The sequence below is a fragment of the Bordetella pseudohinzii genome (assembly GCF_000657795.2).
Classification (GTDB): domain Bacteria; phylum Pseudomonadota; class Gammaproteobacteria; order Burkholderiales; family Burkholderiaceae_B; genus Bordetella; species Bordetella pseudohinzii.
In genome coordinates, this window is sequence record NZ_JHEP02000004.1 from 313,627 (window position 1) to 335,797 (window position 22,171).

The following is a 22,171-nucleotide window of genomic DNA, read 5'->3' on the forward strand; positions in this document are numbered from 1 at the left end:
ATTGGATCGTGGGATTAAATTACTTTGGTGGTTAATTAAACCACTTATGTGGTTAGGATAACGTCACTTGGATCAACCCACCCCGATGCAATCTTCTCGAGATATGGATGCAGCACAGCCATCATTCTGGAAAATAGACGGCACGGATGGCCGTGCGCTGAGGATCCCGGTCCTGGCGCTTGTCAACTGCCAGGGCGCGGCCCTGTCCTCCAGCGATCAGGACTACCTGGAGACGGCCTTCCGGCGCGGTGGCTGGCAGGTGTACAGCATAGGCATGGACGGCGACTGGCAGCACAAGCTGGGCGAACTCACCCCGGACGTGCTGCTGGTGCGCAGCGGGGCCGCCGGGACGGCCTGCGTAACGCACATTATCAGACTGGTGAAAGAACGCGGGCAGGGCGTGTGCGTGGCGGTGCAGTACGGCGACGTCGCTCCGGGCCTGCGCATCGCCGCCCTCAAGGCAGGGGCGGACATCTGCTTCAGCCTGACCGACACGGGCGGCCCCTGGCTGGCCGCCGAACTGCTGGCCGTGGTCCAGGCGGCGCGCCGCTCCCGCAGCCTGGGCCTGTCGCGGGGCTGGAGCCTGAGCGACACGCGGCGCACGCTGTTCGGGCCGCAAGGCGTCACACTGCCCTTGACGCCCATCGAGGGCAAATTCCTTGCTGGTTTGTTTTCCTCGCCCGGCTGTTGCGTGCGACGCAGTGCCAATGCCCAGGGGATGCAGTCCCGCCGCCTCGACGTGCTGGTCTCGCGGCTGCGCAGCAAGGCGCGGCAGGCCGGGGTGGACCTGCCTTTGCGCGCCGTGCGCCATTGGGGGTATATCTTTTTGTCCGAGCTGACCGAACAGCCTTGAAGGCTATTCAGTGATCACAAGATTGTCGCGGTGCACCAGCTCGGGGTCGGTCATGCTGCCCAGGATGCGCGTGATCTGCGATGACGGGTGGCGCATGATGCGGCGCGTATCCGAGGACGAATAATTAACCAGTCCGCGCGCGCATTCGCGGCCTGCCGCGTCCACGCAGGCCACGACGTCGCCGCGCTCAAATTCGCCCTGCACCTCGGTCACGCCGATGGGCAGCAGGCTCTTGCCCTCATTGAGCAAGGCGCGCACGGCGCCTTCGTCCAGCACCAGGCGCCCGCGCAGGCGCAGGTGATCGGCCAGCCATTGTTTGCGCGCCGACCACACCGGCAAGGCCGCCTGCAGTTCGGTGCCGATGCACTCGCCTTGCGCCAGACGGGTCAGGACATTGCGTTCCCGTCCCGAAGCGATCACGGTGTGGGCGCCGCTATGGGCGGCGCGCTTGGCCGCCAGGATCTTGGTCAACATGCCGCCCGTGCCCACGCCGCTGCCGGCGCCGCCGGCCATGGCTTCCAGCGCGGCATCGCCCGCCTGGGCGTGCGAAATGAAACGGGCGTCGGGGTTCTTGCGGGGATCGGCCTCATAAAGACCGCGCTGGTCGGTCAGGATGATGAGGGAGTCGGCCTCGATGAGGTTGGTGACCAGCGCGCCCAGGGTGTCGTTGTCGCCCAGCCTGATCTCATCCGTGACCACGGTATCGTTTTCGTTGACGATGGGCACCACGCCCATGCGCAGCAGCGCAAACAGCGTGGAGCGCGCGTTCAGATAGCGATGGCGATCGGCCAGGTCTTCATGGGTCAGCAGGATCTGCGCGGTGCGCAGGCCATGTTCGGCAAAGGCGGCCTCATAGGCCTGGCACAGGCCCATCTGGCCCACCGCGGCGGCGGCCTGCAGCTCATGCATGACCGACGGGCGCTTGCGCCAGCCCAGGCGGGCCATGCCTTCGGCGATGGCGCCGCTGGACACCAGCACAACCTGCTTGCCCTGTTTGTGCAGGGCCGCGATCTGGGCCGCCCAGTGGCTGACCGCCGCGCGGTCCAGGCCGCGGCCTTCATTGGTGACGAGAGAGGATCCGACTTTGGCAACCAGGCGGTTGGCCGAGGCAATGACCGAGATAGGGGTGGCAGTCATAGTGATGACCAGGGAGGTTTCGAGGGCGGGCCGCGCCGGCGGCCGGTAGGGCGGGACGGAGTGTTATTCGTCACCGCCAGGCGGCAGGTCGCGCGTCGTGTCGAAACGCGGGTCCTCGTGCACATAGCTGCCGTCAGCCTTGTCCTGGTCGATCTGGTCTTTCTGCTTCTCGGCGTCCAGGTAGTCCTGCAAGGCCCAGATCAATTCCTGGGTGCCTTCGCCGTTGAGGCCGGAGATGCCGAACACGGGGCCGGTCCAGCCGAATGCCTCGCAGAAGCGTTTTTTCATGGACTCGGGATCGGGGACCATGTCCAGCTTGTTCAGGACCAGCCAGCGCGGCTTGGCGGCCAGTTCGGGATCGTAGCGGCGCAGTTCCTCGACGATGGCGCGGGCGTTCTGCACCGCGCTGTCGATGGGATCGGCATCGGGGTCCGGGCTGGAGACATCCACCAGGTGCAGCAGCACGCGGGTGCGCGCCAGGTGGCGCAGAAAGAGATGGCCCAGGCCGGCGCCTTCGGAGGCGCCTTCGATCAGCCCCGGGATATCGGCCACCACGAAGCTGCGCGACGGCGAGGTCCGCACCACGCCCAGATTGGGATGCAGCGTCGTGAAGGGATAATCGGCGATCTTGGGGCGCGCATTGGAAATGCGGCTGATCAGGGTGGACTTGCCCGCATTGGGCAGGCCCAGCAGGCCCACGTCGGCCAGGACCTTCAGTTCGAGGCGCAGGCGGCGCTGCTCGCCTTCCTTGCCCGGCGTCCATTGGCGCGGCGCGCGGTTGACGCTGGACTTGAAATGGATGTTACCCAGGCCGCCCTGGCCGCCGGCGGCCAGCGTGACCTGCTCTCCGTGGCGGTTCAGGTCGAACAGGACATCGCCGGTATCGGCGTCGTGCACCACCGTTCCGACGGGCACGCGCAAGGTGATGTCGGGCGCGGCCGCGCCATACTGATCGGAGCCGCGGCCGTTTTCGCCGTTCTTGGCGCGATGCAGGCGCGCATAGCGGAAATCGATCAGGGTGTTGATATTGCGGTCGGCCACGGCAAAGATGCTGCCGCCGCGGCCGCCATCGCCGCCGTCCGGGCCGCCCCTGGGGATGAATTTTTCGCGGCGAAAGCTCGCCACGCCATTGCCGCCTTTGCCGGCGATCACTTCGATGGTGGCTTCGTCAACGAATTTCATGGTGCGTGTACACGGATAGAGAGCCGGCGCGGTGCCGCGCGGCATGGGGAATATTCTGCCTGAAAACAAAAGGCCCTGCCGGATTGCGGCAGGGCCCTCGCGTTCTGGTCGGAGCGCCGATCAGTTGGCGGCTTCCACCCAGACGGTGGCTTTGTTCAGAGCACCCTTGGTGCCGAACTTGACCTTGCCGTCCGCCAGGGCGAACAGGGTGTGGTCCTTGCCCACGCCTACGTTCACGCCGGGGTGAAAGCGGGTGCCGCGCTGGCGCACGATGATCGAGCCAGCCAGGATTTGCTGGCCGCCGTACACCTTGACGCCCAGGCGCTTCGATTCTGAGTCGCGGCCGTTGCGAGTTGAGCCGCCGCCTTTTTTCTGTGCCATGTTTTAGCTCCTGCTAAAAAACCGTAAATCCAATCAAGCCGTGATGGCTTCGATGCGGATTTCGGTGTAGTTCTGACGGTGGCCCTGACGCTTCTGATAGTGCTTGCGACGGCGCATCTTGAAGATCTTGACCTTGTCGTGCCGGCCATGCGCAAGAACCGTAGCCTTGACCACGGCGCCGGCGACGAGAGGCGTGCCAACTTTCAGCTGGTCGCCTTCGCCCACGGACAGCACTTGGTCCAGGGTGATTTCTTGCCCAATGTCAGCAGGTATCTGTTCTACCTTGAGTTTTTCGCCAGCGGCAACGCGATACTGCTTGCCACCGGTTTTTACGACCGCGTACATGGGGTTTTCCTTAAAAGAAAGAGCAGGATGTCAGCCATCCCTGATCGGCTTCAAAAATTCCAAAGCCGAGCCCATGATTCTAGCCCGCCGCTGGGGGAATGTCAAAAAATCGCTTTTGACTTAAGGGCTTAGGCGTCGCGTCCCGGGCACATCGGGGAAAAAATGGGGACCGGCCCCGCCTTTTCAGGGGGAGCACGGCCCATCTCGGACAGCCCGTATAATCCCCCGGAAATCCACTGCCCCAGGCGGTGGCCTGGCGGTAAGAGCCCTCCGAGCGGCTCGTTTCACAATCCGGATACGTCTTGAATCTCCCCGCGCTCATTGCCCCCATTGTTGACGATATGAAAGCCGTCGATGCGGTTATCCGCGAGCGGCTGAACTCCGATGTCGTCCTGATCCGCACCATCGGCGACTACATCATCGGCGCGGGGGGCAAGAGAATGCGGCCGGCCATGGTGCTCATGGTGGCCCGCGCCCTGGGTTACCAGGGCACGCATCACCAGCTGCTGGCCGCCGTGGTCGAGTTCATCCACACCGCCACCTTGCTGCATGATGACGTGGTCGACGAATCCGATCTGCGCCGCGGACGCCAGACCGCCAACGCCGTGTTCGGCAATGCCGCCAGCGTGCTGGTCGGAGACTATCTGTACTCGCGCTCCTTCGAAATGATGGTCGAGGCCGGTTCCATGCGGATCATGCAGATCCTCTCGGAAGCCACCACCGTCATCGCCGAGGGCGAAGTGCTCCAGCTCCTGAATGTCCACGATCCGGATGTCTCCCAGGAGCGCTATCTGCAGGTCGTGCGCTACAAGACCGCCAAGCTGTTCGAAGCCGCCGCTCAGGTGGGCGCCGTGCTGGCCGGGGCCACCCCCGAGCAGGAAGCCGCCGCCGCGGCCTATGGCCGCCATGTGGGCACGGCTTTCCAGCTCATCGACGACGTCCTGGACTACAGCGGCGATGCGCTGGCGCTGGGCAAGAACGTGGGCGATGACCTGCGCGAAGGCAAGCCCACGCTGCCCCTGATCCGCGTCATGGAAGTCGGCACGCCCGCGCAGCAGGAATTGATCCGCAAGGCCATCGAAACAGGCGACGCCGACTTCGCCGCGGTGGCCATGGCCATCCAGGAAACCGACGCGCTGGCCCATGCGCGCCAGGCCGCCGAAGCCGAGGCCCAGAAAGCGCGCGACGCGATTTCTGTCTACCCGGTTTCCATTTATCAAAAATCTCTGTTAGAATTCTGCGCTTTCGCGGTGAACAGAGATCGCTAGATCTAAATGTGCTTTGCGAAAGCGCTGCGGTTAATCGCAGCGGCAGTTGATAGAGAAATCGGGGCGTAGCTCAGTCTGGTAGAGTACTGCGTTCGGGACGCAGGAGTCGGAGGTTCGAATCCTCTCGCCCCGACCAATCATCAACGGTCAGTCAGTCATTTTTCGGGTGTGGCGCTGCCGCACCCATCGGCAAGAGCCGGCACCGCCCATGCGCTGCCGGCTTTTTTGCGTTCGCGCGCCCTGCAGCCGCTAGGGGCGGCCCAGGTCGATGACGCAATGGCGGCGAAAGCCCTCCTGCTCGCCCTTTCTTTGATAGCCCAGCGTGTTGGCGATCACATGGCAGCGGCGGCCCGTGGCCGGATCCTGGACCACGTAGTCATTGGGGCAATGCAGATGGCCGTGCATCCAGACATCGGCCTGCGCGAAGAGCGCATCCAGCGCATTGCAGAAGCCGGCCGTGCCGGGCGTCAGGCCATAGCGCGGGTCGGCGCTGCGCAGGCTGGGCGCGAAATGCGTGATGGCGACGGTGGGGCCGTCAAAAGGCTGGGCCAAGGCCTCGCGCAGCCATTGCTGGCATTGCAGGCCCAGCTCGCGCAGGCTTTCGGCCAGCATGGGCCGGCCCTCGTCATCCAGCGTGGTGTTCTTGCTCAGGTAGAAATTGGCCGCGCGATAGGCCTTCTCCAACTGCTGGCGGCGCAGGGTCTCGGTGGCCTGGCTGCCGGCCAGGGCCTCGAAATCGGTCCATAGGGTCGTGCCGACAAAGCGCACGCCGTCGAGCACCAGGGTCTCGCGCTCCAGCCAGTGGATGCCCAGTTGCGCGCACAGCGCGCGCAGCCTGGCCGTGGTGGCGGTATAGCCCAGCGCGTCGAATTCATGATTGCCGGGCACGAACAGAATCTCGGGCGCGCGGCCCGGCGCCCGCGCGAAACGGCCCAGGCCGAAATCATTGTCCAGCAGGCGCGAGCCCGCCTGGTAAGAGCCGATATCGCCCGCCAGCACCAGGACGTCGGCGCCCGGAGCGGGCGAGAACTCGAAGTCCGGATTGGCTTCGAGGTGAAGGTCGGAGAGCAGTTGGATGCGCATGCCTCCAAGTGTAGAGGCATCCGGGATTCAGGCGCTGCCGGGGTTCAGCGCGGGCCGCGGACGCAGGGGACGGCGCAGCCGTTGCGCCATCAGCACCCCGGCCAGCGCCGCGCCGCCGCCGATCAGGTGATGGCCATGCAGGGTTTCGCCAAAGAAGCCGACCGCGATGGCCGCGGTGAACACCGGCAGGAAGTTCATATACATGGCGCAGCGATTGGGGCCCAGGAGCTTGACGCCATGCATCCAGAGCACGGGCAGCAGCACCGAGGCGCACAGGCCGGCATAGGCGATGAGCGGCAGGCTGGCCCGCGTGGGCAGGACGGCTTCGGGCGGCAGGCGCAGGGTCAGCAGACCCATCATGATGAGCGAGGCGATGCCCTGTATATAGTTGGATTGCCAGGCGGGCAGGCCGGCTTGCCAGCGCTTGAGCAGGACACCGTAGAGCGCATAGGCCAGGCTGGCGATCAGCATCAGGATGTCGCCGATGTGCGCCCCGCCGGCCAGCAGCGAGGCCGGGTCGCCGCCGCTGATCAGATAGACCAGCCCCAGGAAAGACAACAGGCCGCCGGCCAGCATGCCCAGCGTGGGCGGCTCGCGCAGTATCCACACCGACAGCAGCATGGTCAGCAAGGGCACCAGCGAGGTCATGATGGCCATATTGGTCGCCGAGGTGCTGTGGGCGGCTTCATAAGACAGGCACTGGAACAACACCATGGACAGAAAACCCAGGCATGCCAGGCGATGCAGCTGCGGGCGGATGGCCGCGCGGTTGCGCCAGGCCGGGCCCGCCACGAACAGGCTCATCACCGCCACGGCCAGCGCCAGGCGCCAGAAGGTGATGGCCAAGGGGTCGATGCTGCGGGCCGAGAGTTTGGACACCATGACATTGCCCGCCCAGAGCAGGATGGCGGCAAGCGGATAGAGAAAAGACAGCGGGGGCATGAGGCGAGTCGGGCGGAGAGGAAAACCGCATGCTGCGCGCCCGGGCGGCGTCTGTCTCACGCTAGAATGCCTTGAACTATCGTGAAAGTGACAGGCCCGCATGATTCCGCGCCCCGCCGACGATATCCATCTTCCTTTTGAGCAGACCGCGCGCGCCGTGGCGGTGCTGGCCGCGGACTACCCCCTGGGTGCGCGGATTCCGCGTCATCGGCACCGGCGGGCCCAATTGCTCTATGCCATCGAAGGCGTGATGATCATCGAGGCCCGCGTCGGGCGCTGGGTGGTGCCGCCCACGCGCGCCGTCTGGCTGGATGCCGGCCTGGAGCACACGGTGCGCATGAGCGGCAACGTGAAAATGCGCACGGTATTCGTCGAGCCGGAGGCGGTGGCGCATCTGCCGCGGGGCGCTTGCGTGGTGGAGGTGCCCGCCTTGCTGCGTGAGCTCATCCTGGCCGCGGCGCAATTACCGCTGGACTACGACGACAGCGGCCGCGACGGCCTGCTGGTGCGTCTGCTGCTGGCCGAGCTGGCGGCCATTCCGCGCCTGCCCCTGTACCTGCCCTGGCCCCGGGACAAGCGGCTGCGCGCCTTGTGCGACGCCGTGGTGCGCGACCCCGGGCGGCCGCATGAGGTCGCGCACTGGGCCGCGCGCCTGGGCGTTTCCACGCGGACCCTGCACCGCGTCTTCCAGCGCGAAATCGGCATGACCTTTGGCCGCTGGCGCCAGCATGCGCGCCTGCTGTCGGCGCTTGAGCGCCTGGCGCATGGCGAAAAAATCCTGAGCATCGCCCTGGACCACGGCTACGCCAGCCAGAGCGCCTTCGCGGCCATGTTCAAGCAGCATTTCGGCGTGCCGCCCTCGGCCTTTTATGCCTAGGGTGGGCGGCACGCGCAAAGAAAAACCCGCATGGGCTTGCGCGCATGCGGGTCTCGGCCTGCCCTGGGCTTTGCCTCAGGTATTGTCCTTCAGGGTCGCGCCCGGCCCATTGGCCTTGACGGATTCAATGCCCTTGTCCCGGGCCGCCGCGCTGGAATACATCTCGCTTTTCCCTATGGTCTCGCCATTGGTCGCGGTCAAGATGAAGTAGGGCGCCTCATTCGAGGCGGTCTTGCGCTGGTAGCGCGCCTCGCTTGGCGAATTCTTGCGCACCGACTCGATACCGCCCAAGGCATTTTCCTTGGACACATATCGTTCGCTGGTCAGGATGGTTTCGCCGTTGCCGGCTTTCAGGTTGAACATGTACTGATCGCCACTACGTTTCAAGTCATAAGTGCCACTCATGGGATCTCCGATATCCGAGTTATTGGACTCATTGGTTGACAAGTAATGTGATGCTTTACGTCCTGCTTCCGACGCCTGCTCATGCTAACGGCTTTTGGAAGTTCTAGGAAACTTCCTACATCTGGGTTTGCGGCGGGTGGGGGTGGCCGCCGATCGAGTCTGATGGATGATTCGGCGCCCAAATGAAAAATGCCCAGCGGCAGGCGCTGGGCATTTGGGAATTCGTGGTGGCCTGGGGCGGAATCGAACCACCGACACGCGGATTTTCAATCCGCTGCTCTACCAACTGAGCTACCAGGCCAACGAAGACCGCAACTATACATGAATTTTTTCGGGCGTGCAGCGTGCGGCCTGCTTTTTTTGCTGTCGCGGCCGAAAAAACTTCCGGGACGCGCGCGGCTTGCGCAAAAGTTGTGCAATCGGGCGACTCGCGATGCCGTCGAGCCGCTGTTTTGCGAGGGCCGTGCCGCGCGCGCTTTGATCTGGCGCAAGCGGGTTTGGATGGGCGGGCGCGCCGCGGGGACAGGGGCGGCGGGCGGCCGCCGGGGCGGTATAATCACGAACGTCGCTGTTACAAATCACAGCCCCGTTTCCTTTCCTGATGTCAGTCGCTGTTCTAGCCTTCGGTCTGAACCACACCTCGGCGCCGGTTTCGGTGCGCGAGCGCGTGTCCATGCCCGTCGATCTGGTCAAGCCGGCATTGGAAGGGCTGCGTTCGGCGTTTGGCGGAGCGGTGCGCGAGGCGGCCATTCTGTCGACCTGCAATCGCACGGAAGTCTATTGCGCCGCCGATGTGGGCGTGGCCGAGCAGTTGCCGGCCTGGCTGGCCGATCACCATAGCCTGGAGGCCGGCAGCCTGCATCCCCATCTGTACCGCCTGCGCCAGGATGAGGCCGTGCGCCATGCTTTCCGCGTGGCCAGCGGGCTGGATTCCATGGTGCTGGGCGAGCCGCAGATCCTGGGCCAGATGAAGGACGCGGTGCGCGCGGCCGAGGAGGCTGGTTCGCTGGGCACGCTGTTGCACCAGCTGTTCCAGCGCACGTTCTCGGTGGCCAAGGAGGTCCGTTCGCAGACCGCCATCGGCGCGCATTCGGTGTCGATGGCCGCCGCCGCGGTGCGCCTGGCCGAGCGTGTCTTCGGCAATCTGGACCAGGCCCGCACGCTGTTCATCGGTGCCGGCGAGATGATCGAGCTGTGCGCGACCCATTTCGCCGCGCAGCGTCCGCATTCGATGGTGGTGGCCAATCGCACCGTCGAGCGCGCGGAGTCCCTGGCCGGCCGCTTCTCGGCCGGCACGATGAAACTGGCCGATCTGACCGAGCGTCTGGCTGAGTTCGACGTGGTGGTTTCCTGTACGGCCAGTTCCCTGCCCATATTGGGCCTGGGCATGGTCGAGCGCGCCACCCGGCAGCGCCGCCATCGTCCCATGGTCATGATCGACCTGGCGGTGCCGCGCGATATCGAGCCCGAGGTCGGCCGCCTGGACGATGTCTATCTGTATTCCGTTGATGACCTGGGCCGTCTGGTTCAGTCTGGTACGGACGCCCGCCGCGCCGCGGTGGTGCAGGCCGAAGCCATCATCGAGACCCGCGTGCAGGGTTTCATGCACTGGCTGCAGTCCCGCGAGATGGTGCCCGTGATCCGCGATCTGCATCAGGCCGCCGAAGATGTGCAGGCCGCCGAGCTGGAGCGCGCGCGCCGCATGCTGGCGCGCGGCGAGCCGCCCGAGGCGGTGCTGGAGCAGTTGGCCCATGGCCTGACGCAGAAGTATCTGCATGGCCCGCTGGCCGCGCTCAACCGCAGCGCGGGAGACGAGCGCAAGCAGCTGCTTGCCTGGGTGCCGCGCCTGTTCCCTGGCCGCGATTCGCGCCGTTAGCTGCCACGTCCGCCTTCGCCGTGATCGCGCGGCAGCGCCCGCGCGCGCGTGTTGTCCAATTCTTTTTTCTCGAATACGCCCATGAAATCCTCCATGCGCAGCCGGCTGGAACAGCTGGCGCACCGTCTGATCGAAGTAGACGCCTTGTTGGCCGACCCGGATACCGCGGGCGATATGGAGCGTTTCCGCAAGCTGTCGCGCGAGCGCGCCGAGCTTGAGCCGGTGGTGGCGGCCTTCACGAGTTTCCAGGGCACCGAAGCGGATCTGGCGACGGCCCAGGAGATGCTGGCCGATCCCGAGATGAAGGCCATGGCAGAGGACGAGATCAAGACGGCGCGAGAGCGCCTGGAGACGCTGGAAGGCGAGCTGCAGCTGCTCTTGCTGCCGCGCGATCCCAATGACGGCCGCAGTCTGTTCCTGGAAATCCGCGCCGGCACGGGCGGCGATGAGAGCGCCTTGTTCTCGGGCGATCTGCTGCGCATGTATACGCGCTATGCCGAGAACCGTGGCTGGCGTGTGGAGATCATGTCGGAAAGCCCGTCCGAGCTGGGCGGCTACAAGGAAGTGATCGCCCGCATCGACGGCGATGGCGCCTATGGCCGTTTGAAGTTCGAGTCCGGGGCGCACCGCGTGCAGCGCGTGCCGGCCACCGAGGCGCAGGGCCGCATCCATACGTCGGCCTGCACGGTGGCGGTCATGCCCGAGGCCGACGAGATGGGCGAGATCGTCATCAATCCCGCGGATCTGCGCATTGATACTTTCCGCGCCAGCGGCGCGGGCGGGCAACACATCAACAAGACCGATTCGGCGGTGCGCATCACCCATTTGCCGACAGGCCTGGTGGTGGAGTGCCAGGATGACCGTTCGCAGCATCGCAACAAGGATCGCGCCATGCAGGTGCTGGCCGCCCGGCTGAAGGACAAGGAGCTGCGCGAGCGCCAGAGCAAGGAGGCCGCCGAGCGCAAGAGCCTGGTGGGTTCGGGCGACCGCTCCGAGCGCATCCGCACGTATAACTATCCGCAGGGGCGCGTGACCGATCACCGCATCAACCTGACGCTGTACAAGCTGCAGCAGATCCTGGAAGGCGATCTGGACGAACTGACCGGCGCGCTGCTGGCCGAACACCAGGCCGAGCAGTTGGCGGCGCTGGGTGATTGAACGCCATGCGGATCAAGGACCTGTTGCAGGACCGCCGTCTGCCGCGCCTGGAGGCGCGCATGCTGGTCGAGCAGGTCTGGCGGCGTCCGCGCGCCTGGCTGTTGGCGCATGATGATGAGCCGGCCGACGCCGGCCTGGCCGCGGCCTATGAGGCGCTGGCGCAGCGCCGGCTGGCCGGCGAGCCCATGGCCTATGTGATCGGCGAGCGCGAGTTCATGGGGCATGTGTTCCGTGTCACGCCCGCGGTGCTGATCCCGCGTCCGGATACCGAAACCCTGGTGGAGGCGGCGCTGGATTATCTGCGCGCCCGCCCGCGGGCGCGGGTGCTGGATCTGGGCACCGGCAGCGGCGCCATCGCGGTGTCGATCGCGCTGGCCTGCCCCCAGGCCCAGGTGACCGCGACCGATCTGAGCGCCGAGGCGCTGGCGGTGGCGCGCGGCAATGCCCAGGCGCTGGGCGCTCGGGTGGCGTTTGCCCAGGGCAGCTGGTTCGAGGCCATCGGGGACGACTGCGGTTTTGACCTTATCGTGTCGAATCCGCCCTATATCCATGCCGCGGATGGGCATCTTGCCGAGGGCGACCTGCGCTTTGAACCGCGCTCGGCCCTGACCGACGGGGCCGACGGCCTGGGCGCGCTGGCCGAGATCGCGCGCCAGGCGCCCGGGCGTTTGCTGCCCGGCGGCGCCTTATGGATGGAGCATGGCTGGGACCAGGCCCCGGCCGTGCGGGCCTTGTTACAACAGGCGGGCTTGCGCGAGGTCGCCAGCCGCCGGGACCTTGCCGGGATCGAGCGGATTTCCGGCGGCTTCCTATAATAGTGTTTGTGTTCCGCTTGTTCCTTTTGCGAGTTAATCCATGAGCGACGTACAAGATTTCATCCGCGATACCGTCAGCCAGCATCCCGTGGTGCTGTTCATGAAGGGTACCGCGCAGTTTCCGCAATGCGGTTTTTCGGGCCGCGCCATCCAGATCCTCAAGAGCTGTGGCGTCAAGAAGCTGGTGACGGTCAATGTGCTGGAAGACGACGAAGTCCGCCAGGGCATCAAGACCTTCTCCAACTGGCCGACCATCCCGCAGCTGTATGTGGGCGGCGAGTTCATCGGCGGTTCGGACATCATGAACGAGATGAACGAAAGCGGCGAACTCAAGACGCTGCTGGACAACGCCGGCGCGACGGTCTGACCATGCGCAGGCTGGTCGTCGGCATCACGGGCGCCACCGGCGCCATCTATGCCGTGCGCATGCTGCAAGTGCTGCGCGGCGTCGAGGATGTGGAGACGCATCTGGTGGTGTCGGCGTCGGGCGTGCTCAATATCCAGCACGAGCTGGGGATGGGCCGCCATGAGGTCCAGGCCCTGGCCGACCATAGCCATGGCGTGCGCGATGTCGGCGCCACGCTGGCCAGCGGCGCTTTCGCGACCGCCGGCATGGTCATCGCGCCGTGCTCCATGCGCACGCTGGCGGCCGTGGCTCACGGTTTGTCCGATAACCTCATCACGCGCGCGGCCGATGTCACGCTCAAGGAACGCCGGCGGCTGGTGATGATGGTGCGCGAGACGCCCTTCAATCTGGCGCATCTGCGCAATATGACGGCGGTCACCGAAATGGGCGGCATTATCTTCCCGCCCTTGCCGGCTTTCTATCACCGGCCCGCCAGCATCGAGGAAATGGTCGACCATACGGTCGCCCGCGTCCTCGATCTCTTCGACATCCATGTGCCGGGCCCGACCTGGGACGGCACGCGCCCCTGAGGCCGGTCTCAGGCCGGGATGGGATAACTCTGCTGGTAGCGCACGCTGAAGGTCTTGAAAGCCTGCAGCGCCTGTTCGGGGTCGTGCCCCGGCTTGACCAGGAAGCTATCGAATCCCACGCGCGCCTGGTAGTAGATGGTGTCTATCATCACGTCGCCCACGGCGCGCAGCTCGCCTTGCCAGCCATGGTTGCGGCGCAGCAGCTGGGCCAGCGAATAACCGCGTCCGTCGGTATAGACGGGAAAATCGATGGCGATAAAGGCGGGCTGGGCCGTGGCCAGGTCGAGCTGGGCGGGATCGGCGTCAGGGCCGAGCAGCAGGCCCACCGGATGCCGGCGGGCGGCCAGCGCCGAGGTCTGCGCGTTCCAGAGCGCCGGGCGGACGATCCAGCCGGCTTCGTCGGCGGGCAGGCTGTCGTCGGCGTCATGCAGGCGCCAGCCATTGGCTTGCAGCTCGCCGTGACGGATGAGATGAGGCAGGGAGGTGTCGGTCATGGCGGATCTCAGGCTTCCACGGTTTCGCGCTGCGCGGGCTTGGCCAGGAGCGGATCGGCATAGACGTCCTTCTTGAAGGGGTCGATGCCGACGCGGTCCACCACGTCGATGAAACGCTCGGCCTCGCTGTCGCGCAGGCTCAGATAGGTGCGGATCAGGCGGTCCACCACATGGGCGACCTGTTCGCGCGCGAAAGACGGGCCGATGATGCGGCCCACGGCCGCGCCGCCGCCCCGGGTCGATTCGATATCGGGCAGGGGGCGGGCCGCGCCGTTCTGGCGGCCGCCTATCGTCACTTGATACCACTCCTCGCCGGCCTTATCCACGCCGAGAATGCCGATGTGGCCGACATGGTGATGGCCGCAGGAGTTGATGCAGCCGGAGATGTTCAGGTCGAGTTCGCCGATCTCGAACAGATAATCCAGGTCGTCGAAGCGGCGCTGGATGGCCTCGGCCACCGGGATGGACACGGCGTTGGCCAGGGCGCAGAAGTCGCCGCCGGGACAGGCGATGATATTGGTCAAGAGGCCGACATTGGGCGTGGCCAGATTCAGCGCCTTGAGCTCGTTCCAGAGCGCGGGCAGCTGCGAACGCTTGACGTCGGCCAGGATGAGGTTCTGCTCGTGCGAGACGCGCAGCTCGCCGAAGCCATAGCGTTCGGACAGGCCGGCCACGGCGTCCATCTGGTCGGCGGTGATGTCGCCAGGCGGCACGCCGGTGGGCTTGAGCGAGAGCGTCACGGCGGCATAGCCGGGCACTTTGTGGCCATGCACATTGGTGCGCAGCCAGCGGGCGTACTGCTTGTCCTCGCGGGCCAGGTCGGCGCCGGAGTCGGGCTCGTCGGCGGCCCCGGCCTCATAGGCCGGCCAGACAAAGCGGCCGGCGATGGTGTCGAGCTGTTCTTGCGTGATGGTGTCCGGGCCGTCCTTGATGCGCAGCCACTCTTGTTCGACCTGCTGGGCGTAGACCTCGGGTGTGAGGTCCTTGACCAATATCTTGATGCGGGCCTTGTACTTGTTGTCGCGCCGGCCATGCAGGTTGTAGATGCGCAGCGCGGCCTGCATATAGGTCAGCAGGTGCTGCCAGGCGACAAAGGGCTTGATGAGATGGCCCACCATGGGCGTGCGGCCCATGCCGCCGCCTATCCATACGCGGAAACCCAGTTCGCCATCGTGTTCGACGGCCTGCAGGCCGATGTCGTGCACGCCGACGGCGGCGCGGTCCTCGACGGCGCCGCTGACGGCGATCTTGAACTTGCGCGGCAGGAAGGCGAACTCGGGATGCAGCGTGGACCACTGCCGGATGATTTCGCACCACACCAGCGGGTTGACCAGCTCATCGGGCGCGACGCCGGCGAAGTGGTCGGTGGTGGTGTTGCGGATGCAGTTGCCGCTGGTCTGGATGGCGTGCATCTGCACGTCCGCCAGCTCGCCCAGGATGGCCGGCACGTCTTCCAGGCGCGGCCAGTTGAACTGGATGTTCTGGCGCGTGGAGAAGTGGCCATAGCCGCGGTCATACCGGCGCGCGATATGGGCCAGCTTGCGCAGCTGCCGCGCGGCCAGCATGCCGTAGGGGATGGCCACGCGCAGCATGGGGGCGTGGCGCTGGATATAGAGACCGTTCTGCAGGCGCAGGACGCGGAATTCGTCTTCGCTCAGGTGGCCGTCGAGAAAGCGGCGCGTCTGGCCGGCGAATTGGGCCACGCGCTCTTGCACGAGCTGCTGGTCGACGGGGTCATACACGTACATGATGGGAACCCTGGAGGGGCCGGCGCGCCGGCGTCAAAAGGCGCCTCGACGTCGCCGGGCGCCATTGCGGTGATTTGCACATAACCCTAACAGCAGGCCGAACGGCCCGTCTAAGTCATTGTGGTTATATGGATATGGGCCGCGCCGCTAGAGCAGGGACTCGATGGGCAGCAGCGACAGAAACCACACCGACAGGCGCTGCCAGAGGCTGGCGCCGGGCTCGTTGTCATGACGGATGAACGTGCCGTCGGCGGCGGGCTCCAGCCAATAGAGGCCGCCGTTTTCGTCCAACAGCACATGATAGGCATCGGCGGGGATGCGGGTGTCGAAGGTATGGCTGATCGCCCGGGCCAGAGGCGGGCTGTCGATGACCAGCCCGAGCTCGGTGTTCAGATGGGCCGAGCGCGGGTCGAAATTGAAGGAGCCGACGAAGATGCTGCGGTCGTCGACGGCGAAGGTCTTGGCATGCAGGCTGGAGCCCGAGCTGCCGAAGGGGCCGAGGCCGCGGCTGCGCTGGACGTCGTCGCCGGCCCGGCGCATCTCGAACAGCTGCACGCCGCTGGCCAGCAGATCCTTGCGGTACTTGGCATAGCCGGAGTGCACCACGCTGACATCGGTGGCTTCCAGGGCGTTGGTGAGTACGCGCACCCGCACGCCGCCCGAGGCCATCTGGGCGAAGGCGGCCGTGCCTTGGGCCGTGGGCACGAAATAGGGCGAGACCAGGTCCACGTGGGATCGCGGCTCGCCGATGATTTCCTTGAGTTGGTGCGCCAGCAGTCCGTCGGGCCGGGCCTGGTCCAGGACCTTGGCCGGATCGTCGCTCACCATGCGCGCGGGCGACCACTCCAGGGGCAGATCGCCCTGCAGCAGCCGGCGCACCAGCGGCGTTCGCGCCAGGGCCTGCATATAGGCGTCGGCCTTGGGGTCGCGCTCCACGCCCTGGGCCGAGCGCGCCAGGCGGTCGAGTTCGCCCGCCGGCGCGGCGGGCAGGATGCGTTCGACGGGGTAGGCCGAGATGCTATTCCAATAGCGGTCGAAGTCGCTGGAGACCTCCTGCGCCACGGGGCCCACGGCCAGCACATCGAGGTCGGCGAACAGCACGCCGTCGGTGGCGCCGAAGTACTCGTCGCCGATATTGCGTCCGCCCAGGATGGTGGCCTGGTTGTCGGCGGTGAAGGACTTGTTGTGCATGCGCCGGTTAAGGCGCTTGAAGTCCGTCAGATAGCCGATGACCTTGGGCCGGCGCACCACAAAGGGATTGAACAGCCTCACCTCGATATTGGGGTGCTGGGCCAGCGCCGCCAGCGTGGCGTCCAGGCCGGCGGTGCCGTTGTCATCGAGCAGCAGCCGCACCCGCACGCCGCGGTCGGCGGCCTGGTGCAGGGCCTCGAAGAGCAGGGTGCCGGTGATGTCGCCATGCCAGATGTAGTACTGCACATCCAGCGTGCGCTGCGCGGCGCGCGCCAGCAGCATGCGCGCGGCGAAGGCGTCGTAGGCGTCGGCCAGGGGATGGATGCCCGCCAGGCCGGGATGCTGCGCGACGCGCGGCGCGATGGCCTGGCCCAGCGCGGTGGCGTCGGCCTCGGCCTGCGGCAGGCTGGCCGAGGCCTTGCGGCCTTCTTGCGAGGGCAGGGCGCAGCCGCCGAGCAGGGCGGCGAACAGGCCGGTCACGATAAGCCGGCCCAGCCAGCGATAGCGGCGTACATGGGTGTCCGCCGCCACGCCTTAGCCCGGCTGGGTTTCAAGGCAGGGCGCGAAGACGCCGGAGGCTTCGTCGCGCACGAACAGCACGCCGGTGGCGACGCCGAAATAGCAGCCGTGCAGCTGCAGCGCGCCGCTTTTCACGCGGCGGCTGATGGACGGGAAGGTCATCAGGTTTGCCAGGCTGTGCCCGATGACGGCCAGCTCCAGGCGCTTGAGGTCCTGGGCGCGGTCTCCGGTGCTGTCGCCCAGGGCATCGGCCACCGGCGCGATCTGCGACATCCATTTGCCGATGAAGTCCATCTTGGACAGCGGCTCGGCGTCGTCGTAGTAAGAGCGGATGCCGCCACAGGAGGCATGGCCCATGACGACGATGTGCTTGACCTCCAGGCCATTGACGGCGAATTCGATCGCCGCGCTGGTGCCGTGGAAGGAAGAGTCGGCATCGGGCTCGCAAGGCGGCACCAGGTTGGCCACGTTGCGCACGACGAAGAGTTCGCCGGGACCCACATCGAAAATCGCTTCGGGCGACACGCGCGAGTCGCAGCAGCTGATGATCAGGATTTCGGGGCGTTGGCCTGTTTCGGCCAGGGCTTCGTAGCGGCTGCGTTCGGCGGGGAAGCGGCCCTTGAGGAAGGCCTGGTAGCCGTCGGTAAGTCTTTTGGGAAACATGATCGTATCCTGGTTGTTGCCTCTTGGGCACACTGGCTGGCGCCGGCCAGGCCGTGCGCCGGGGCCGCTTAGGCGGCCCCCGGGCGTCGTGCATTTTCCCACAACGGCCTGTCGCTGAAAAACAGGCCGGGCCGCCGGCTCAGTCGGCGCGCACCTCGACCGCCGTAAAGCGCTGGAAGGTCATGGGCGTGCTGGCCCGGATGTGCCAGAGGTCGCCCGGATCCAGCGGAATGGGCGATTGCGAGGAGATACGGCCGATTTCCTTGCCGTTGGCGTCAAATAGCGCGAAGGTGACGGAGGGTTGGATGATGCGGGTCTGTCCCTGGTTTCCATATGTCCCCGTGATCACCGTCTGGCCGGCGATGTTGTCGCGCGTGGCCTGCAGATTGCCCAATGTGACCCCGTGGGGCAGGCTTTGCGCCGCGGCGTGGGCGGACAGGCACAGCAGGACGGCGGCGAATACATGCTTGAACAGATTCATGGCGCATTCCGAAGGCCGGGAGGCAGTGCCGCCATTATGTCGCCGGCCCGGCCCGGCGAAAACGTCGAACACGGTGCAGTTCGTAACCATTCTCGTCAGGCATGGGCGCAGGCTTGCCAGCGGCAGGGCTTTGATCGAAACTCGCCCATACCGGGGACCGTCCCGGCATTGTCCGCTTCCGGCCTTGCCGCGCAGGTCGCGCGGTCCCGGGGGCAGGGGAGGAAAGCATGGTTTTCCGTAAGTCCAGCATGGTTGCCGGCCTGTGCCTGGCTCTTCTGGCCAGCGGTCCGGTGGCCGCCCAGACTGCCGCGCCCGCCGCCACGCCCAGCGCCAAGCAGATGACGCCACAGCAAGAGCGGATGGCGGCATGCAACCGGTCCGCCGAAGGCAAAAAGGGCGATGACCGCAAAGCCTACATGAGCAGCTGTCTCCGTGGCGAAGCGCCCGCCAAGCAATTGACGCCGCAGCAGCAGCGCATGAAGGACTGCAACGCCAAGGCTGGCGCCCAGTCCTTGGCGGGCGACAAGCGCAAGACCTTCATGAGCAACTGCCTGAAAGGGGGATGACGCCCAGCGGGGCTCCCGATAAAAGCAAAGGCCTTGTCCACGGACAAGGCCTTTTTCATTGCCGGGCGGCAGGCTTCCCGCTGCCTACACGGTGGCAATGGGCGTGACCGGCGAGCCGATCGCATGCGGCAGGCGCAGGGGCGGCGCGGTCAACATGAAACGGTTGCGGCCATGGGCCTGCAGCCATTGCGCGAGGTCTTTCAAGTACCAGAGCTCGGCCAGCGGCAGGCCCAGCTTGAACAGGCAATGGTGGTGCAGGGGCAGCATGGCGCGCCGGCCCTGGCGGTCGCGGGCCGGATAGGCTTCGACCGCGTAGTTGTCGGCGCAGATGGCCGCGATGCCGCTATCGCTGATCCACGACAGCAGCGCTTCGTCGGTGCCATCGAGCGCCGCGCCGTACTGGTGCAGGACATCGGCGTCGGGCTTGCCCTGCATCTGCACCACGGCTTCGGCGTAGCCGGTGCGCAGCACCAGCATGTCGCCGGATTCGATGTCGACGTTCTGCGCTTTCATGGCCTGCCGCAGCTCGGCCGCGCCGATGAGGGTGCGGCCGGTGCCGAATTCGCGCGCCAGGTCCACCAGCACGCCACGGCCCTGCATACCTTTTTCGGCCAGGTTTTCCACGCCTATCTTCAGCGCGGCCGAGGGCCCGCCGCTGTTGCAGCCGCAACCGGTATGGTCGCCATCGACCGGGCCGATGACGTCCACGCCGGCGCGAAAGCCGTTGTAGTAGACCAGCTCGTCGCGGCCATCGCCGTCGGCGTCGAACAGCGCGCCCACATGGGCCAGCGAGTCCCATTGCGTGGAGTACTGCATGGACAGCAGCACCTGGTCGTCGCTCAGGACGTCGACCGCGTCGGGATTGAGGGCACGCAGCGGGAAATTGACGTAAGGCGTGTCGTTGAGCCGCGTCGGGCTGAGTTGCGGCGGGTGGCGCCGTGGATTGAGCACGTTGCCGCCGGGCAGGTCCAGCGGCAGCGACAGGCAGAAGGTCTTGCCGGCGCGGATTTCACGGGCCGCCTTGAGCACCTGCTCCTCGGTGATGAGGTTCAGGCGGCCAAGCTGGTCGTCCGGGCCGTAGTCGCCCCAGTTCGATCCGGCAGGCCGTTGTTTCCAGCGTTGCATGGCTTACTCCGTCAGGAAGGCCAGGACCTCGCGGGTGAAGGTCTCGGGATCTTCCCAGTTGGAAATATGCGAGGTGTTGAGTTCGACATAGCGCGCCCCGGCGATGTGCTCGGCCAGGTAGCGGCCGTCGGCCGGCGTGGCGGCCAGGTCATGGGTGCCGGCGATGACCAGGGTGCGGGCGCGGATCTCGCCCAGGCGCGCGCGCAGGTCGGCGTCGCGCAGCGCCGCGCAATTGCCGTTGTAGCCGGCATCGGGCGTGCGGCGCAGCATATCCACCAGCACTTGCGACAGACCCGGTTCGCGCTGGCGATAACCTTCGGTCAGCCAGCGCTCGACCAGCGCGGGCGCCATGGCGGACAGGGTTTGTTTCTGCACCGCGGCGATGCGGTCGGTCCAGCCTTGCGCGCTGCCGATGCGGGCGGCGGTGTTGCACAGGACCAGGCGGTCGATGCGGCTGGCGTGGTCCAGCGCCAGGGTCAGGCCGGTGGGGCCGCCCATGGACAGGCCGCAGAAATGGGCGCGGGCGATGCCCAGGTGATCCAGCAGTTCGACCACATCGCCGGCCAGTTGCTCAAAACGGTATTCGCCGTCCGGCACGGACGACCGGCCGTGGCCGCGGGTGTCGTAGCGCACGACGCGAAAGTGCTTGGCCAGGGCCGGCACCTGGCGCGCCCACATATCGGCATTGGTGCCCAGGGAGTTGGACAGGACCAGGGCGGGGGCGTCGGCGGGACCGTCGACGACGTAGTACAGGCGAGCCTGGCTGAGATCGGCGTAGGGCATGGAAATTCCTTGGCGCGGCGCGCCGGTTCACAACATCAAAGATAGCTTTTGCCGTCTACATAGGCTTTGCGCCAGCGCGTGATCGACACGCGCTCGAACAGCTCGGCCTTGTAGAAGGGATCGGCCTGGATCAGCCGCTCGGCCTCTTCACGGGTATCGACGTCGACAACATAGAGGCCGCCGCCGATATCCGTGCCGTCATCATGCAGTTTGGCGCCGCAGGCCAGCAGCAGGTGCTTGTTGGCGTCCAGGAAGGCGAGATGCTCGTTCCGGGTGGCCTGGCGCAAGGCCAGGCTGCCGGGCTTGTCGAAGGTCTCGATGATGTAGGGCATGAGCGGCTCCGGGATCAGATGGCCGAGGGGTGGCGCGCCAGCGCGGTGACGCGGATATCCATATAGGGGAAAAGCGGCAGCGAGGACAGCAGCTGGTGCAGTTCGTCGTGGCTGTCGACGTTGAAGATGCTGACGTTGGCGTAGCGGCCGACCACGCGCCACAGGCTTTGCCACTTGCCTTCGTGCTGCAGCTTCTGGGCCAGGGCTTTTTCGTCGGCCTTCAGTTTGTCGGCCTTGTCGGCGGGCATGTCGGGCGGCAGGTTCACTTGCATTTCGACCATGTACAGCATGGTATCTCTCCTTGTTGGCGGCGGCTTGCGCCGCCGGCATCGATGTGCGGGGCCCGCGCGGGGCCCCGGGCGAATCAGTTGGCGAACTTCAGCGGCAGGCCGGTGAGTTCGATCAGGCGCTCGGGCGTCATGCCGCCGAACAGGTCGGTGACCGTCACGCCGTCTTTGTTGATGTCGAAGACGGCCAGGTCGGTGTAGACGCGCGAGACGCAGCCCACGCCGGTCAGCGGATAGCTGCAGGCCTGCACCAGTTTGCTCTGGCCGTCGCGGGTGAGCAATTCCATCATGACAAAGACCTGCTTGGCGCCGATAGCCAGATCCATGGCGCCGCCCACGGCGGGGATGGCGTCGGGAGCGCCGGTGTGCCAGTTGGCCAGGTCGCCGCGCTGCGACACCTGGAAGGCGCCCAGCACGCAGATGTCCAGGTGGCCGCCGCGCATCATGCCGAAGGAGTCGGCATGGTGGAAATAAGAGCAGCCGGGCAGTTCGGTGACCGGCTGCTTGCCGGCGTTGATGAGGTCGTAGTCTTCCTGGCCCTTCTCGGGGGCCGGGCCCATGCCCAGCATGCCGTTCTCGGTATGCAGGATGACCTCGCGGCCGGCCGGCAGGTGATTGGCCACCAGGGTGGGCAGGCCGATGCCCAGGTTGACGTAGGCGCCTTCGGGGATGTCTTGCGCAACGCGGGCGGCCATGGCGTCGCGGCTCAGTTTTTCGCTCATTG

Annotated in this window: 26 protein-coding genes and 2 tRNA genes; 10 read left to right on the top strand and 18 right to left on the bottom strand. The window is 66.2% G+C overall.

Annotated elements, in window-relative coordinates; translation table 11 throughout:
• Positions 1–103: 103 nt before the first annotated feature.
• The gene (locus tag L540_RS08025) at positions 104–853 is read left to right on the top strand and encodes a response regulator transcription factor (RefSeq protein WP_231584759.1); all 750 of its coding nucleotides are present in this window, start codon (positions 104–106) and stop codon (positions 851–853) included.
• 3 nt (positions 854–856) lie between these two features.
• On the opposite strand, the gene proB is transcribed toward L540_RS08025, so the two are convergent.
• The 4 genes from proB to rplU form a co-directional block, all read right to left on the bottom strand.
• Entirely contained in the window at positions 857–1,990 is a 1,134-nt protein-coding gene (proB, locus tag L540_RS08030; protein ID WP_043206881.1) for a glutamate 5-kinase, read from the bottom strand.
• Positions 1,991–2,053: 63 nt separating this feature from the next.
• Positions 2,054–3,172: a GTPase ObgE gene (gene obgE / locus L540_RS08035; RefSeq protein WP_043206879.1), complete on the bottom strand. Its 1,119-nt coding sequence runs from the start codon at positions 3,170–3,172 to the stop codon at positions 2,054–2,056.
• A 120-nt stretch (positions 3,173–3,292) separates the two neighbouring features.
• Positions 3,293–3,553, bottom strand: a complete 261-nt coding sequence (rpmA, locus tag L540_RS08040; RefSeq protein ID WP_029577942.1) for a 50S ribosomal protein L27 — start codon at positions 3,551–3,553, stop codon at positions 3,293–3,295.
• 33 nt (positions 3,554–3,586) lie between these two features.
• Complete coding sequence (rplU, locus tag L540_RS08045; RefSeq protein ID WP_005016713.1) at positions 3,587–3,898, bottom strand: 50S ribosomal protein L21; 312 nt, start codon at positions 3,896–3,898, stop codon at positions 3,587–3,589.
• A 302-nt stretch (positions 3,899–4,200) separates the two neighbouring features.
• On the opposite strand from rplU, the gene ispB reads away from it, so the two are divergent.
• Positions 4,201–5,166, top strand: coding sequence for an octaprenyl diphosphate synthase (gene ispB / locus L540_RS08050; RefSeq protein ID WP_043206875.1), 966 nt, complete (start codon positions 4,201–4,203; stop codon positions 5,164–5,166).
• Positions 5,167–5,225: 59 nt separating this feature from the next.
• Positions 5,226–5,302: transfer RNA gene (locus L540_RS08055), tRNA-Pro, on the top strand.
• Between the two features lie 113 nt (positions 5,303–5,415).
• Here the strand turns inward: L540_RS08055 and L540_RS08060 are convergent.
• Both L540_RS08060 and L540_RS08065 read right to left on the bottom strand, forming a co-directional pair.
• A complete protein-coding gene (locus L540_RS08060) occupies positions 5,416–6,249 on the bottom strand; it encodes a metallophosphoesterase (RefSeq protein ID WP_043206873.1) in 834 nt (277 codons plus the stop codon).
• A gap of 27 nt (positions 6,250–6,276) precedes the next feature.
• Positions 6,277–7,191, bottom strand: a complete 915-nt coding sequence (locus L540_RS08065) for a DMT family transporter (protein ID WP_043206870.1) — start codon at positions 7,189–7,191, stop codon at positions 6,277–6,279.
• A gap of 100 nt (positions 7,192–7,291) precedes the next feature.
• Here L540_RS08065 and L540_RS08070 point away from each other — a divergent pair, with 100 nt between their 5' ends.
• Positions 7,292–8,068: an AraC family transcriptional regulator gene (locus L540_RS08070; protein WP_043206868.1), complete on the top strand. Its 777-nt coding sequence runs from the start codon at positions 7,292–7,294 to the stop codon at positions 8,066–8,068.
• A gap of 75 nt (positions 8,069–8,143) precedes the next feature.
• On the opposite strand, the gene L540_RS08075 is transcribed toward L540_RS08070, so the two are convergent.
• Both L540_RS08075 and L540_RS08080 read right to left on the bottom strand, forming a co-directional pair.
• A complete protein-coding gene (locus tag L540_RS08075; RefSeq protein ID WP_043206866.1) occupies positions 8,144–8,473 on the bottom strand; it encodes a YegP family protein in 330 nt (109 codons plus the stop codon).
• A 225-nt stretch (positions 8,474–8,698) separates the two neighbouring features.
• Positions 8,699–8,774 (bottom strand) — tRNA-Phe (locus L540_RS08080).
• 300 nt (positions 8,775–9,074) lie between these two features.
• On the opposite strand from L540_RS08080, the gene hemA reads away from it, so the two are divergent.
• The 5 genes from hemA (at position 9,075) to L540_RS08105 (ending at position 13,258) form a co-directional block, all read left to right on the top strand.
• Positions 9,075–10,349, top strand: coding sequence for a glutamyl-tRNA reductase (gene hemA, locus L540_RS08085; protein ID WP_043206865.1), 1,275 nt, complete (start codon positions 9,075–9,077; stop codon positions 10,347–10,349).
• Positions 10,350–10,430: 81 nt separating this feature from the next.
• Positions 10,431–11,507 carry a peptide chain release factor 1 gene (prfA, locus tag L540_RS08090; RefSeq protein ID WP_043206863.1) on the top strand — a complete coding sequence of 359 codons (1,077 nt, stop codon included), beginning with the start codon at positions 10,431–10,433 and terminating at the stop codon, positions 11,505–11,507.
• Positions 11,508–11,512: 5 nt separating this feature from the next.
• Positions 11,513–12,322 (top strand): peptide chain release factor N(5)-glutamine methyltransferase, encoded by an 810-nt coding sequence (gene prmC, locus L540_RS08095; RefSeq protein WP_043207355.1) that lies wholly within the window; start codon positions 11,513–11,515, stop codon positions 12,320–12,322.
• 40 nt (positions 12,323–12,362) lie between these two features.
• A complete protein-coding gene (gene grxD / locus L540_RS08100) occupies positions 12,363–12,689 on the top strand; it encodes a Grx4 family monothiol glutaredoxin (protein ID WP_043206862.1) in 327 nt (108 codons plus the stop codon).
• Positions 12,690–12,691: 2 nt separating this feature from the next.
• Positions 12,692–13,258 carry a UbiX family flavin prenyltransferase gene (locus L540_RS08105; protein ID WP_043206861.1) on the top strand — a complete coding sequence of 189 codons (567 nt, stop codon included), beginning with the start codon at positions 12,692–12,694 and terminating at the stop codon, positions 13,256–13,258.
• An 8-nt stretch (positions 13,259–13,266) separates the two neighbouring features.
• Here the strand turns inward: L540_RS08105 and L540_RS08110 are convergent, their stop codons facing one another.
• From L540_RS08110 to L540_RS08130, 5 genes are all read right to left on the bottom strand, one after another.
• A complete protein-coding gene (locus L540_RS08110) occupies positions 13,267–13,752 on the bottom strand; it encodes a DUF934 domain-containing protein (RefSeq protein WP_043206860.1) in 486 nt (161 codons plus the stop codon).
• 8 nt (positions 13,753–13,760) lie between these two features.
• Positions 13,761–15,500: a nitrite/sulfite reductase gene (locus L540_RS08115; protein WP_043206857.1), complete on the bottom strand. Its 1,740-nt coding sequence runs from the start codon at positions 15,498–15,500 to the stop codon at positions 13,761–13,763.
• A gap of 147 nt (positions 15,501–15,647) precedes the next feature.
• Positions 15,648–17,171: a phospholipase D family protein gene (locus tag L540_RS08120; RefSeq protein WP_043207353.1), complete on the bottom strand. Its 1,524-nt coding sequence runs from the start codon at positions 17,169–17,171 to the stop codon at positions 15,648–15,650.
• Between the two features lie 54 nt (positions 17,172–17,225).
• Positions 17,226–17,873 (bottom strand): carbonic anhydrase, encoded by a 648-nt coding sequence (locus L540_RS08125; RefSeq protein WP_043206855.1) that lies wholly within the window; start codon positions 17,871–17,873, stop codon positions 17,226–17,228.
• 139 nt (positions 17,874–18,012) lie between these two features.
• Entirely contained in the window at positions 18,013–18,354 is a 342-nt protein-coding gene (locus L540_RS08130) for an FxLYD domain-containing protein (protein WP_043206853.1), read from the bottom strand.
• A gap of 227 nt (positions 18,355–18,581) precedes the next feature.
• On the opposite strand from L540_RS08130, the gene L540_RS08135 reads away from it, so the two are divergent.
• The gene (locus L540_RS08135) at positions 18,582–18,920 is read left to right on the top strand and encodes a PsiF family protein (protein WP_043206851.1); all 339 of its coding nucleotides are present in this window, start codon (positions 18,582–18,584) and stop codon (positions 18,918–18,920) included.
• 84 nt (positions 18,921–19,004) lie between these two features.
• On the opposite strand, the gene L540_RS08140 is transcribed toward L540_RS08135, so the two are convergent.
• The 5 genes from L540_RS08140 to L540_RS08160 all read right to left on the bottom strand — a co-directional run bounded on the left by L540_RS08140 (position 19,005) and on the right by L540_RS08160 (position 22,169).
• Positions 19,005–20,045 carry a cyclase family protein gene (locus L540_RS08140; protein ID WP_043206848.1) on the bottom strand — a complete coding sequence of 347 codons (1,041 nt, stop codon included), beginning with the start codon at positions 20,043–20,045 and terminating at the stop codon, positions 19,005–19,007.
• Positions 20,046–20,048: 3 nt separating this feature from the next.
• Positions 20,049–20,828, bottom strand: coding sequence for a 3-oxoadipate enol-lactonase (pcaD, locus tag L540_RS08145; RefSeq protein WP_043206846.1), 780 nt, complete (start codon positions 20,826–20,828; stop codon positions 20,049–20,051).
• A 35-nt stretch (positions 20,829–20,863) separates the two neighbouring features.
• Entirely contained in the window at positions 20,864–21,160 is a 297-nt protein-coding gene (locus L540_RS08150; protein WP_043206844.1) for a YciI family protein, read from the bottom strand.
• Positions 21,161–21,174: 14 nt separating this feature from the next.
• Positions 21,175–21,450: a muconolactone Delta-isomerase gene (catC, locus tag L540_RS08155; RefSeq protein ID WP_029577992.1), complete on the bottom strand. Its 276-nt coding sequence runs from the start codon at positions 21,448–21,450 to the stop codon at positions 21,175–21,177.
• Positions 21,451–21,524: 74 nt separating this feature from the next.
• Positions 21,525–22,169 (bottom strand): 3-oxoacid CoA-transferase subunit B, encoded by a 645-nt coding sequence (locus L540_RS08160; protein WP_043206842.1) that lies wholly within the window; start codon positions 22,167–22,169, stop codon positions 21,525–21,527.
• Positions 22,170–22,171: the final 2 nt, after the last annotated feature.